Below are 13,916 nucleotides of genomic sequence, written 5' to 3' on the forward strand. Positions count from 1 at the left end.
GTTGATTAACCAGTCAAAATAACGCTGCACCAAAACGCATGGGCGAACTTGGATGGAGACGAGCGGTTGATTAACCAGTCAAAATAACGCTGCACCAAAACAATATGCCAGTAAAGATTACGGATTCAGAGTTGATTAACCAGTCAAAATAACGCTGCACCAAAACTACCTCTCCAAGAAGGCGTAGCCGTGGCAGTTGATTAACCAGTCAAAATAACGCTGCACCAAAACCACAAGGAAGCGGACGCTACGGCGATGGTAGTTGATTAACCAGTCAAAATAACGCTGCACCAAAACGGAGATTTAGCAGCTCGTCGTATGACAGGCGTTGATTAACCAGTCAAAATAACGCTGCACCAAAACGCTCTACGGCCAAGTTCTACAACGGTGACGGTTGATTAACCAGTCAAAATAACGCTGCACCAAAACAAGGCTTACGAGTAAGCGCACAAAAATGCGGTTGATTAACCAGTCAAAATAACGCTGCACCAAAACTATCACATCGTGACGCGTATCTTCGACACCGTTGATTAACCAGTCAAAATAACGCTGCACCAAAACGGCCATGCCTATAGCACCACCCCTGATGAGTTGATTAACCAGTCAAAATAACGCTGCACCAAAACAGGTCAAAATGACAAACAAAGCCGTAAAAAGTTGATTAACCAGTCAAAATAACGCTGCACCAAAACATGCATCTCATGAAAAACTTCGGTTGCGAAGTTGATTAACCAGTCAAAATAACGCTGCACCAAAACCTATTGTAGACGAGGTAGACTCAATTCTTAGTTGATTAACCAGTCAAAATAACGCTGCACCAAAACACTGGTCAAAGTTCAAGTCTACAAGCTGTTTGTTGATTAACCAGTCAAAATAACGCTGCACCAAAACTTGGTGCCGACAACAATCTTTGCGCCCGCGAGTTGATTAACCAGTCAAAATAACGCTGCACCAAAACCTATTGTAGACGAGGTAGACTCAATTCTTAGTTGATTAACCAGTCAAAATAACGCTGCACCAAAACGGGGCTGAGAAGCGAGAATGACGTGTCCTCGTTGATTAACCAGTCAAAATAACGCTGCACCAAAACGCCTATGCCGTTGTTCAGCGCAATGCTATGGTTGATTAACCAGTCAAAATAACGCTGCACCAAAACCGATTGTGCAAAATCTCGCTGCAAAAGACGGTTTTTTGACTGGTATGCACTACATCCAATTCTCAACAAACCCCTGGTCAACGACTAATTTTCGTTCGTGTTGATACTGAGTCTCATCATTCCAAGATTCTAGCAAAAGTAATTCAATTCCATAAAAAATTGCCTGTTCAAAGAGGGTTTCAAGCTCATTTTTATTAAAAAAACTTTTCATATTTACCAAAACCAGTGGCTTGTTGAAATTAATATCCGCACAGAGCCCAAAGAAACTAATAAAATTATCAAGGATCGACTCACCTTGGTCGACTGAAGGACCAAAGCAGAATGCCTTTAGGAACGTTGCTAAGCTCCAAGATGTATTGAAACTATATGTTCCCCAAAGCGTTGTGTTTAGATTCTCACAATCCATAATTAATTGTCTAGAGATTTCGGTAGACGTTTCAGCTCGCTCAGTATCCTGTTCTAAAGCGCTTGAAATATGTTCATATAGCTTTCCTAGAAACACTCTATCCATGAGAGGAAGAGCAGGCAGTGTATTAATTACAAGTACAGCTCTTTTTGGAGAAATCTTTTTCTCGTCATTCTCCCAAAACCTATAAGGCTCTATTGCTTCCTCTCCTTCCTCTGATATTAAAGAGGAAATAACTCTGGAAAATAACTGTCGATCTTCAATTTGCAAGGTCACAACTTGGTCTGCCGAGAAGCATATTGTCTCTTCCAGCCTCGTAAATTGTAGTTTCATAACACTACCAAGGAATCCGTATCCTCAAGCTCTTTTCGGTTAACAGGTCCGCCAGCAATAAACTCAATAGTTTCATATTGCTTTTCAGTAATTTTTAGGACCTGTACTAAGCCTTCGGGAGGCTTGTTGGAATGTAACTGAGCTATCAATCCATCTGCAATCCGACTATTTATCGCCAGTTTTGAATAGACAGACTCCTGCATCATGAGATAGCCATTTTTTAATAAGTATTTTCTGAACAAACGATAATTTTTCTTTTGTTTATATGTATCATTTGGCAAATCAAAAAAGACAATAAGTCTCATCAGACGTACCCTTTGCATCATTGAACCTCATAGATTTCAATATCATCAGCCGATAGTTTTCTATCAAGACAGTCAACACAGTCTTTTACATACATCTTTATCACTGATGCCATTTTGTATGTCCCATCCTTGTAATTAACAAGATGACTGAGCGAATCAATCAAGAGACACCTCATCGGTTTGTTGAAATCATCAAGTCCTGAGGAAACAATTAGATAGTCAATAAAGGGACGGAATGGTTCCATTAAATCACATGCAAAATTCCAGTGATTATTACGCCCCTTATGGCAAATACCTACATGGGTAAGGTAGCCGTGCGAAATCAGTTCACGTGAAACTCGGGATAGTAATACTGAGTAGCCGTAATTTAGGCTTGCATTAATCCAGTTCTCAGAATCGCGAGTGAAGTCGGCTCCAAAAAGTGAAGCAAAATAAAGTGCAGCTGCGGTAGCTTCACGGTTTGTAGGATCCCCTGAGCGTACCTCCTCCGCATACTGCTTCAACCGCTGTTCTCCTGCAGGAATTTCAAGCAGCGCTAACACTTCTGCTTGCTTTAAAATCTTGTGACGAATTACTTTTTGCCAAAGCCGCTTTTTTGAAGGCAAACTCCATTTCAACTGGTTTTCAACACCTTCTAGACAGTTATATGATCCATGCAAAGGTAAAGAAACCGCTTCAGGGAAACGTTTTTCATTACAAAAAGAGACGGGGATCTTGTTTTGCGCAAGTTCAGCCATGAGATAGCCGCTTACATAAACCTGTGTTGTTCCAAATGTAAGTGTTGAAATCTCAGACAAGTGAATCTTGGTGGTTACATCACCCGTTGTAACCACCAAATAACCACCTGAATACGAACACTTTGCACGGCTCTCAATACAGACAGCTCTAAATCCCATTTTTCAGGTCCTCAAATGAAACTCTCTGCTCGAACATGCCAGTAATTGAGGGGTAGCACCAAGTTATATCTTCAAGCAACGTGGCAATATTTGGACGCATAAATCCTGATTGTTTTGATCCCCCCAAATCACTTAAGTCACAAGATTGCTTTGCGCCATTTATGACACCGAGTAAATTATTTACTACATTAGATGCGGCGTTTTCATCCAATTCATCTAATTTATCCTCAAATCGACTGAAATTAATTAACTCAGCCTGTCGGCTACAATTGTTCTCAATAGTAGTAACAAGAATTTTAATAATTGATATAAGTTTTTCTCTTGACAGTTCTCTAGGATGTTCGATAGCGGTACCAATTTCTTTTGCCATATCTATCCCACAAGCAAATTCAACACCAGATAAAATGACGTTCTTATTACCAGTTCTCCCTCCAAGATAAAAGGGAGTGCCATCTAACAGGAACTTCTGACGTAAAGGAACTTTACCCCTTAGAATCTTTGCAGTAGAACATCTCTTTATCGCTGCAATAGAATTAGCAAAATCCACTAGTAGCTGGGGTTGTTCTTTAACCTGTTTCGCAAGATATACAGGAACACCCTCAAAAAAGTATTTATCCCTTCCTCTTGCATCCTTTGCAACAAAGGCAAAGAAGTATGCGTTAAATGCGGTATTAGTTCCACCATATTTTCTGGGATCAAGATAACCTTCTTTCCCAGATTGCTTAAGAGGAATTTGTAAGTTTTTCCCGTTTTTTGTATCCAACGGAGAATAGATAGTTTCCTCCCAATAAGCCCCTGTCTGCTCCTCAGGCATCCGAGTGATAAAACAATCTTTGTAACCTAGCACGCAACGCATACGCGCAATCTCAAAACTGGCGTCCCAACCATCTCTGAATATCTCTCCAGTTTCTCTATCGAAACCATCGCGCATAAAACTATCAATTATAAAGCCTGATTTACCTGCAAAGAACTTACCTGAAGCTTTACCTTCTTTTGCAAGCTGTTTTATATATTTATTAATAAATTCTCTGTTGATACCATCTTGCCATCGAGGGTAACGGATACTGATAAAGCGAGCTACTTGACAGGCGAGATACGCATCATGCGCGTGGTGATAATCATTTAATTCTCTGCACTTGACAAAACCGCAGCGATCTCGAAGATTGTGCGAGAGAGATGCGCGGAGTGATACAACTTCCGAACTTTCATATCTCTGCTCGCACATTTGCCTTACAAACTTAACAATTTGACTTGTCTCAACAAGCTGCCGATTAATGAAGCCTTTCATCATGCGATCGCTGATCTCAGTGCATGTCAAATTGCGAAACTTTTTATCGGAAATCAGTCCTGCTCGATGAAGCTCTTGCCAACGCCACTTCTGACTACGAATGATTGATTTATCTAGAAGAAGTGAATCCAGCTTGATTTGATTTTCACTAGCAAGAACGAGCGCCTTATTGTCCAGGCTGTCATCTTTGATATAGCACTGCGGAATAATGTGGTCGATTTGATATTCACTCAGACGATTAATGTCCAAAGGTTTACCCGAATACAAAGACTTCCCGCATTGCTGGAAATAGAGCATTAAACGTTCACTATCAAGTAAGTCTTTCTTTTCCTCAAGCTCCTTTTTCAGAGAAGGATCAAAAGTAATTACATCTGTCTTGAGAGCAGAAATCGCTTCTTTTAGCTTGACATAGCGTTTTTTAGTACGTTTCCCGCTATTTTTCTCGTCTCGATCCCTAGTAACTTCAATAACAATACGAGTCGGTTCTTTTCCTGCAATATGTACGATTTCGTCCAAGATGCGCATTGCTTGATTAACGCTGCGCCGCAGGGCAGGAGATCCCGGCAAATCCTCTACCGACAATAGCAACCCAGATTCCTTTGTACGTTTTTTATTAATCTCATCAATACGATCTTGGAATCCAAAGTCCTTTTCTCGAAGTATTTCCATAAAGTTCATCGCATCGAGATGATGACCTGGACGGGGATCACCATCACGCATAACATCCAAAATACTTACTCGCCCAAAAGGAGTTTCGCGCTTTATACCAGTGAGAAGTTTGGAGGAAAGCCTTCCCCACCCTGCATAGGGTTTGCGCATAATACTAGCAATCTGTTTTTCGCTTAACTTATCACCAAATGTACGCTGAAGCTTTTGTAGTAACAGCTTTTTATCTTCAAATACAGTTACCCAAAGGATAATTTGCTCAATTTCATTCCTCGTCAAAGAGCAAACATCTTCAAGACCATCCACCCCAAGTAAGTTACAAAAATCGTTATAAGAGTTCAGTTTGGACTCAAAGGCATTTTCGGCTTGAGTGCCGCTAATTTTTACGTTCGTTACTCCATGATTAATTTCAAGCCAAGCCGCAATAGCTTTGTGAGTAACCCTCTTTCTCTTCTTGAAAAGCTGTTCAAGAATTTCTATTCGATCTGAACTATCGAAACGATGAGCGTCTCCATCGCCTTCGCCCCACCGAGCTCCATTTAGCTCATTGAGCACACAAAACTCTTCATAAAGAAGTGAACACCTAGGAACCACAGGCTCACCATAGAGATACGTGCACGTTCCGGTCATCCTACGAATAAAACGTTCTGCAGTTTCTTCTGAGTCTATTACTTCATCGACGTTCCAAGGATATGCCTTTTCATGCTCCATCCCAGGTTTACGTACCGACCATGCAAACTTTCGCTTTGGGTCTATCGGATTTGTAGGATAGGAATTGTTCGGGTCATGACCACCATTAAGCGGACCAACATAATATGGAATCCTTGAACTAACAAGCTTTTCAATAAGGTCTTGCTGCTCTACTAAAAAAGGATAGTACTTTCCCTGCTTCTCGATAATCTGGTGCATCTCCTCGAGATGTAGTTGATAAGGAATGGCACCATTTGCACGAGTTTTTTGCTTTATAAGAAACTTAGGATCATCCTCAAGTCGCTGCTTAATCTTCTGATATCGCTTGTCTGCTTGAATTGCTGAACAATCATCAAACACTCTCTTCAATTCTTTAACAAGCTCTTCCCTCGTAGTGCCTTGCTTATTACAGAGAGACTCTCCCAGGATGTAACCTGTATAACTTGGCTTTGCAACCTTATTGAAGTCGTAGTCCCCATTGGCAAATTTGGGACCGCGAAAGAGCCTCCTATATTCTTTTAACCCTAGATACTCACGAACCAGCGCCTTAACGATTCGTAAGTCCTTTTGATGTTGCTCATAAGAATCAATCAACGAAGCAGAAATGCTTTGCTTACCTGCAAGTAAATCTGAAAGAACATACGCTGAATACGCATTTTTCAATGCTCCTAGAACGGAAATAAAATCCTCGGGACATAGTGAGATAAGAACATCATATTTATCATCATCCCAGATATATACATTTGTTCCCTCTTGATTTTCCATTCCAAACGCAAGCTTAGAAAACTCAACCTTCTGACCAATACATGCTTTCGCAAACAGCTTCGCCATCGCACGATCAGACACATTTAGTGCAGCAACGATTCTGTCAAGGCGCTCACCATTCCTCAAGCCCTGTTGTTCAAGTGCCATTTGCAGGTCAGCAGTATTGGGAGCGCATGTTACTGCAGACTCGTCTTCATGCAGCGAGAAATATTCCTCGAGCGCATTAGTCAGGTCAATCGCAGCTGCTCCAGCATTTGCATTTGCTGCACGCAAATCTTTATTATTCTCTTGGAGAAAATTGCCACGATACTTAACGATGTTATGTAGGGCAAGATAAACTAGGCGGATATCTGCCTTTTCACCTAACTCCATGAGATGTTTCCGCAAATGCCAGATAGTAGGAAATTCTTCGTAATAATCTGACTCTTTGAAATCTTTATCATTAAATAATGGATAGCTGTACTCTGTATAAAAATTAGGGTTTCTATCAGCTTTGATAAGTCTGCTTTGGTTCAGCCTAATGAAGAATTCTGGATCAACTTTTTCAATTTCTGGAATAAAGAGCTCTTGGAGCTTTTCGATACGCTGACGACGTCTTGCGTAGCGTCTGCGTTGTGCACGCTTTTGTCTAGTTGTTGCAGCTGTATCCGAAGAAGGAAAAAGACGAGATCCCCAAGTCGGCTTTCCTTTAAAGTGCAGAATGTCTCCAGTGCTAGCGTCAGTAACTGCCCAACCTACTGAACCTGTACCCAAATCGAGACCAACAGCATATTCACCGACATTTCGAAGATTCATTCTTGCTACCTCTCCTTTTCCCGCTATAATCGAGATTACTTTGATTACCAGTCAAAGTAACGCTGCGAGTCAAAATAAAGGCTTGCCCTTAATGTCCCTACGGGGACGCCTCGTAGGAGGCTTTGCTTCTAGCCGACGGCTAGAAGCAATTTTTTACTCCGCTTCTTAATATATCGCCATCGAGGCTTTATAAATTTTTATTAGGTAAGCTTTTAGGTAAGCGGTAAATTATTTGTAAAAGGGTAGATTGCATATAATTCTGTCTGTCTATGCCACAATAACCCCAAACGCATCCCCATCCCGCCAAAGGACACCTATGAATCGCAGCGAGCTGCTTGCATATGTCAAAAACGAATACGGTATCGAGCCAGAATACCCTTGGATGTCGATGCCTGATAATGCAATTTTGCGCAATACGCATAATCGAAAATGGTTTGCAGCTCTGCTTCGCGTTAAACGTAGTCAGTTGGGACTTGCAGGAGATGAACTCGTAGACATCGTCAATCTCAAAGTAGACCCTGCTGACGGAGCAGCACTTACACTCGGCGACGGAATATTTCCTGGCTACCACATGAACCATCGTCACTGGATCTCGGTTCTGCTTGATAGTAGCGTGCCAGATGGACTGATTGAGAGCCTCATTGCGGATTCTCGCGCACTGACAGCGTAAGCAATTCTCAGCAGAAGGCGACGAGCTAAGCCATGCAAAGCCCTATCCAAAACTACATTGACCAGCAGCCTGATGAGAAAAACCCCATCTGCAAGGACTTTATCGAATCTTTCGTGAGACGCTTCCCGCAGCTGAAGAAAAGATTTTCTAGTCAGTGCCCAAAAAAATTTTACGTTGGCACGCACGTACAAAATAAGACTTTCCTTAATTAGACCTTATTAAATATGAGAGGATAGCTACCCCTATTCGCTCTGAGGGTCGATGTGCGCCATTGCCCTGTTTTTGAGTCTCAGTGTTTTCGCTGGTAAAAGACCTATTTTGAAAGGCAGCTATTTTCCCGTGTTTTGCCGCACTTTTTGGTTTTAACAAACTCGCTGGTAGATGACATATGTCCATATTTCAAACATAAATATCTTATCCAATAACAGAGCTAAATGGCGCAAACCGTCTCTCAGAGCGAAGAGGGGTCAGAAAAGCTAGTTACCACGGCCATATGTTAAGGATAGGAACCGCCTCGCTCCATGCATTTGCGTCATGTTTTCCTATACACGGGTAATATCGGCGTAGCTTGCTCCGAGGAAACCAAGTAATGCATCCGGCTCTACCATCAAAGATAAGCCGCGTCGCCCACCCGACACTGAAATGCGCTCAAACAGCTGAGCAGTCTCATCAATCAAGGTTGGCAGTTGTCGTTTCATACCAATAGGAGAGCAACCTCCGCGCACATACCCTGTCAAACCTTCCAGCTCGCGCCAAGGAAAAAGCGACAGAGACTTCTCCCCTGCCGCAGCTGCAGCTTTTTTAAGATCGACTTTCTGCGCTACAGGAATGCAACACACAACATGGTTTCCCGACGGCGCCACGCACACCAAAGTCTTAAACGCCGAATCAGGATCCTCGCCAGCTTCACGTGCCATGCGTACGCCCAAACCACGCGAGATATCCTCCTCACCTTCAAGTTCGAGCACCTCATAACTAATGCCAGCACGATCCAGTTCGCGCATCGCATTTGTCTTTTGTACCTTGTCTTTTTTTGCCATGTAGCTCCCCTAGCCAAGCAAAGCAGTAGTGTCTCAAATAAAAAACCACCGCAGCACTTAGCTCTTCTTTGCTTTCATACGAGCACGATCGCGTTCAAGGATAGGTGCCAAATACTTGCCGGTATAGCTCTCGGGCACCTGCACCACCTGCTCGGGCGTGCCATAAGCAACAATCGTGCCGCCACCCGCTCCGCCTTCTGGTCCAAGGTCGATAATACGATCTGCCATCTTGATTACGTCAAGGTTATGTTCAATGACAAGCACCGTATTACCTGCATCTACTAGACGTTCCAACACGTCAACTAACTGACGCACATCCTCAAAATGCAAACCCGTTGTCGGCTCGTCAAGGATGTAAAAAGTGCGACCCGTCTGCTGGCGATGCAGCTCTTTTGCCAGCTTTACACGCTGAGCCTCGCCACCAGATAACGTTGTTGCGGGCTGACCCAGATGTACATAACCCAAGCCCACATCATAGAGCGTCTTGAGCTTATTTTTAATCTTTGGAATGGCCGAGAAAAACGCCAAGGCCTCAGTCACTGTCATGTCCAACACGTCCGAGATCGACTTGCCATGATAGAGAACTTGCAAAGTCTCTCGGTTATAACGCTTGCCATGACAAACTTCGCAAGGCACATAGACATCAGGCAAGAAGTTCATCTCGATCTTGATTTGACCGTCGCCCTTGCAGGCCTCGCAGCGGCCACCCGATACGTTAAATGAAAAACGTCCTGGGTTGTAACCACGCGCACGACTCTCGGGAGTCGAAGCAAAAAGTGCACGCAAATCGTCCCAAAGTCCAATATAGGTTGCAGGGTTTGAACGAGGTGTACGACCGATGGGTGACTGATCGATATCAATAACCTTGTCGATTTCTTCTACACCCTCAAGTTTGCGATAAGGACCCACGGGTCGTTTGCTACGTTGAATCGCATTGGTGAGTGCAGGTGCCAAAGTATCTGTAACCAGCGAAGATTTACCCGAACCTGACACCCCCGTCACCACCGTAAGCGTGCCGAACTCGACTTTGGCATTAACGCCACGGAGGTTATTGGCAGTCGCACCCCTAATTTTAAGTGCACCACGACCAGGATTGCGGCGACCCTCAGGCAGTGCCACCATACGCTTGCCAGTAAGATAGGCCCCCGTCAAGGAATCAGGGTTAGCAGCAATTTCAGCTGGTGTACCTGCGGCAACAACTCCACCACCATTTTCACCAGCACCAGGACCCATATCGATAACATAGTCTGCCGCACGGATTGTGTCCTCGTCGTGCTCAACCACAATAACCGTATTACCTTGGTCACGCAGGTTACCTAAGGTTGCAATCAGACGGTCGTTGTCACGCTGGTGCAGACCAATTGATGGCTCGTCGAGAATATAGAGTACGCCCATGAGACCAGCACCAATTTGGGTTGCCAGACGAATACGCTGGGCTTCGCCGCCAGATAACGTCGCTGCTGCACGAGAAAGCGTCAGATAATCCAAACCCACATTCACCAAGAATTGCAGGCGGGCAAGGATTTCTTTCACGATAGGAGCCCCGATGAGCTGCTGACGCTCAGTCAAATGCAGACCACGGAAATACGTCAGAGCATCTTTACAAGAAAGCTCGCAGAGTTCCCAAATATTGCGTTCGGGCACACCCTCACCCTTTGCATTGACGCCACCAATGGTCACCGCAAGATACTCGGGTTTGAGTCGCGCGCCATGACAAGTAGGGCAAGGTACTTCGCGAATATATCGATCCAGTTGTGCACGCATGCTATCTGAGCTCGTCTCTTGATACTTGTCAAAGAGAATCGAGTGCACACCAGAAAACTGAATTGTCCAATTGGTATCACGACCATCACGAGTATGGTAGTCCACGCGAATCTTGGCTGATCCCGTACCATCAAGCAGAGCAGTACGCACTTTTTTTGGTAGGTCTTGCCAAGGAGTTTCAGGATCAACATCAAAATGACGACATACAGCAGCCAAAATCTGTGGATAGTAGTTGGAATGACCAAAGATGCTGCCAAAAGCCCCACTTGCTACAGACAAGCTGGGGTCTTCAATCAACGCTTCGGCATCAACCATACGCTTGGTACCCAAACCATCACAGTCGGGGCAGGCGCCATAAGGTGCATTGAAAGAAAAATCACGCGGCTGCAAATCACCAATAGAATGACCATGTATTGGGCAAGCAAGGTCAAGAGAGTATTCCAGCAAATCACCCTCGCTACCCTCGGGTGCATCGCGCTCAGGAAGCAGGTAAAAGGCTACCCTACCCTCCGCAAGACGTGTTGCTTGCTCAACAGCTTCGGCGATACGCCCAAGTGAATTTTCCTTGATAACTACGCGGTCTACCACAACCTCAATACTGTGTTTGAACTTCTTGTCCAAACGAATTTCTTCTCCGCCAAGCTCACGAATTTCACCATCAACACGCACGCGCGAAAAACCTTCTTTGGCAAGATCTTCAAAAAGCTTGGTGTACTCACCTTTGCGACCCACAATCACGGGTGCCAGCACGTAGGCACGACGACCCATGCCCGCCTCGAGAACCTTATCCGATACCTGATCGGTAGTCTGACGCTCGATGACACGACCGCACTCAGGGCAGTGAGGCACACCTACACGTGCATAGAGAAGTCGCAGATAATCATAGATTTCTGTAACAGTACCTACGGTGGAGCGAGGATTGCGCGAGGTTGTTTTTTGATCGATGGAAACCGCCGGCGACAAACCATCAATAGAATCGAGATCTGGCTTGTCCATCTGTCCTAAAAATTGGCGCGCATAGCTGGAAAGACTCTCGACATAGCGGCGCTGACCCTCAGCATATATAGTGTCAAATGCCAAGCTCGACTTGCCTGATCCCGACAAACCTGTAATAACCACAAGTTTGTCGCGAGGGATGGTGACGTTGATATCGCGCAGATTGTGCTCACGCGCTCCGCGAATAACAATGCTTTCCGAAGCCATACGGCGCCTCACTTATCTACATGTCCCTACGACATCACCCAAGATGCCCAAGGACAAATCGTGATGAATTCTTTTTAAATTCTAGCAACTCAGCAGGACAGCATAGATTCCCTATTGTGCCACCCTGTCTGTTTGGGGGCAGTTGCAATCGGCAGCTGCGATAGTTTGCTGTGATGTGCTCTGCTTTTCCACGCCAAACTCGCGACTCACCGCGTCAAGGCGAGCTTGAAGTTCGGGGCTCGTACGCAGCAAAACACCCCAATTAGCATCGTCTGCCGGACACGTCCGACGGTCGCCAATGATATGTGCCGCAATACCCACAACGGTGGAATTTTCAGGCACAGGTTTAACCACAACACAACCAGCTCCAACGTTGGAGCAATCACCAATCGTAATATCGCCCAACACAATGGCACCTGCACCGATGAGCACACCTGCGCCCACTGTGGGATGGCGTTTGCCTGTTGCAGCAAAGCTCTTACCTGTCATGCCCAATGTCGCGCCCTGGTAGATAAGACAATCATCTCCCACAATGGCAGTTTCGCCGATCACCACACCCACGCCGTGATCCACAGCAAAGCGACGTCCAATATGGGCAGCAGGATGGATATCCGAACCATAACGACGGCGGGTACGACGATGTGACAGACGTGCCAAAAACGTATGACCATGCTGCCACAGCCAATGTTGCCAACGATATGCCCAAACAATACGCAAGCCCGCTGAAAACATAATCACACGGGAAAGCGAAGTTGCCGAAGGATCACGTGCAAACACTGCATCAAGATCTTCGCGCATCAGCTGACGCAGGGGTACACCTTCGGCCGTTGGCGCACTTGCGTTGATGGGGGTTGGGGTGATTGGTGCCATGCTTAGAACTCCATTGAGAGGTAACGTTCACCCGTATCGGGCAAAATTGCAACGATAGTTGCTCCAGCATAGTTTTCGCGAGAGGCAAGCTCCAAAGCCGCAGCAACCGAGGCGCCTGAGGAAATACCCACAAGCAGACCGAGTTTCTCTGCAAGGAGTTTTTTAAGCTCAATGGCGCGCGCAGATGTTACAGGAAGCACCTCATCAATAAGATCTGCATCATAGTTTTTGGGAACAAAGTTGGCACCTATACCTTGAATTTTGTGAGGACCAGCAGGTTTACCAGCGAGCACTTGAGATTCTGCAGGTTCGGCAGCAATTGCTCGAACGTCAGCGTTTTGCTCTTTGAGGTAGCGAGCAGTACCTGAAATTGTGCCACCCGTGCCGACACCCGCCACAATTGCTGTAACGCTTCCATTGGTATCACGCCAAATTTCGGGGCCCGTAGTCTCATAATGAGCCTGTGGATTGACAGGATTGGAAAACTGACCTGCAATAATGGAGGCAGGGATTGCTGCGTGCAACTCTTCGGCCTTGTTGACTGCACCTGCCATACCCTCGGCACCAGGCGTAAGGACAATCTCTGCACCATAACTTGCAGCAAGACGGCGACGCTCAATACTCATAGTATCGGGCATCGTCAAGATAAGATGATAGCCTCGAGCGGCAGCAAGCATTGCAAGACCAACGCCGGTATTACCCGAGGTGGGCTCAATGATGGTACCACCAGGAGCGAGACTGCCATTTTTTTCGGCTGCATTGAGCATAAAAAGCGCAACTCGATCTTTGATAGATCCACCAGGATTTTTGGCCTCATACTTACCAAGAATGCGAGCAGAGCTGTTAGATGCTAGGGCTGACAAATCAATAAGAGGCGTAGAGCCAATAAGGTCTTCTACACGATTTGCAATCTTCATGATGTACTCCTCTTCCAAGCAAATGAGCAGGTCAAATCTCCCCTGATTTGGCAATGCCCATTCCGACGCATGTAGACAAAAACAACAGTAGTGTTCACCCACGAGCGGCGTATTTTTCTACCGAGTCACTATACCCTTAATTCCTACTTATA

Annotated in this window: 9 protein-coding genes and 1 CRISPR repeat array; of the genes, 1 reads left to right on the forward strand and 8 read right to left on the reverse strand. The window is 45.2% G+C overall.

Features of this window, described 5'->3' with window-relative positions:
• A CRISPR array of direct repeats spans positions 1–1,156; the repeat unit is 36 nt; unit sequence GTTGATTAACCAGTCAAAATAACGCTGCACCAAAAC.
• A gap of 49 nt (positions 1,157–1,205) precedes the next feature.
• The 4 genes from csn2 to cas9 are packed head-to-tail and all read right to left on the reverse strand — an operon-like array spanning position 1,206 to position 7,300.
• Positions 1,206–1,895, reverse strand: coding sequence for a type II-A CRISPR-associated protein Csn2 (gene csn2, locus ACO5JD_RS08235; RefSeq protein ID WP_484989056.1), 690 nt, complete (start codon positions 1,893–1,895; stop codon positions 1,206–1,208).
• Positions 1,892–2,200, reverse strand: a complete 309-nt coding sequence (cas2, locus tag ACO5JD_RS08240) for a CRISPR-associated endonuclease Cas2 (protein ID WP_484989058.1) — start codon at positions 2,198–2,200, stop codon at positions 1,892–1,894. Before cas2 ends, csn2 begins: the two co-directional genes overlap by 4 nt.
• A gap of 17 nt (positions 2,201–2,217) precedes the next feature.
• Positions 2,218–3,096 (reverse strand): type II CRISPR-associated endonuclease Cas1, encoded by an 879-nt coding sequence (cas1, locus tag ACO5JD_RS08245; protein ID WP_484989060.1) that lies wholly within the window; start codon positions 3,094–3,096, stop codon positions 2,218–2,220.
• Positions 3,086–7,300 (reverse strand): type II CRISPR RNA-guided endonuclease Cas9, encoded by a 4,215-nt coding sequence (gene cas9 / locus ACO5JD_RS08250; protein WP_484989062.1) that lies wholly within the window; start codon positions 7,298–7,300, stop codon positions 3,086–3,088. Before cas9 ends, cas1 begins: the two co-directional genes overlap by 11 nt.
• A 316-nt stretch (positions 7,301–7,616) precedes the next feature.
• Between cas9 and ACO5JD_RS08255 the strand changes: the two genes are divergently transcribed.
• Complete coding sequence (locus tag ACO5JD_RS08255; protein WP_484989064.1) at positions 7,617–7,970, forward strand: MmcQ/YjbR family DNA-binding protein; 354 nt, start codon at positions 7,617–7,619, stop codon at positions 7,968–7,970.
• A gap of 542 nt (positions 7,971–8,512) precedes the next feature.
• Here ACO5JD_RS08255 and ybaK read toward each other — a convergent pair.
• From ybaK to cysK, 4 genes are all read right to left on the reverse strand, one after another.
• Positions 8,513–9,010 carry a Cys-tRNA(Pro) deacylase gene (gene ybaK / locus ACO5JD_RS08260; protein WP_484989066.1) on the reverse strand — a complete coding sequence of 166 codons (498 nt, stop codon included), beginning with the start codon at positions 9,008–9,010 and terminating at the stop codon, positions 8,513–8,515.
• 57 nt (positions 9,011–9,067) lie between these two features.
• Complete coding sequence (uvrA, locus tag ACO5JD_RS08265; protein ID WP_484989068.1) at positions 9,068–11,977, reverse strand: excinuclease ABC subunit UvrA; 2,910 nt, start codon at positions 11,975–11,977, stop codon at positions 9,068–9,070.
• A gap of 111 nt (positions 11,978–12,088) precedes the next feature.
• Positions 12,089–12,847, reverse strand: coding sequence for a serine O-acetyltransferase EpsC (gene epsC / locus ACO5JD_RS08270; RefSeq protein ID WP_484989070.1), 759 nt, complete (start codon positions 12,845–12,847; stop codon positions 12,089–12,091).
• Between the two features lie 2 nt (positions 12,848–12,849).
• Positions 12,850–13,767, reverse strand: a complete 918-nt coding sequence (cysK, locus tag ACO5JD_RS08275) for a cysteine synthase A (RefSeq protein ID WP_484989094.1) — start codon at positions 13,765–13,767, stop codon at positions 12,850–12,852.
• Between the last annotated feature and the right edge of the window lie 149 nt (positions 13,768–13,916).

The organism is Olegusella sp., from assembly GCF_057238325.1.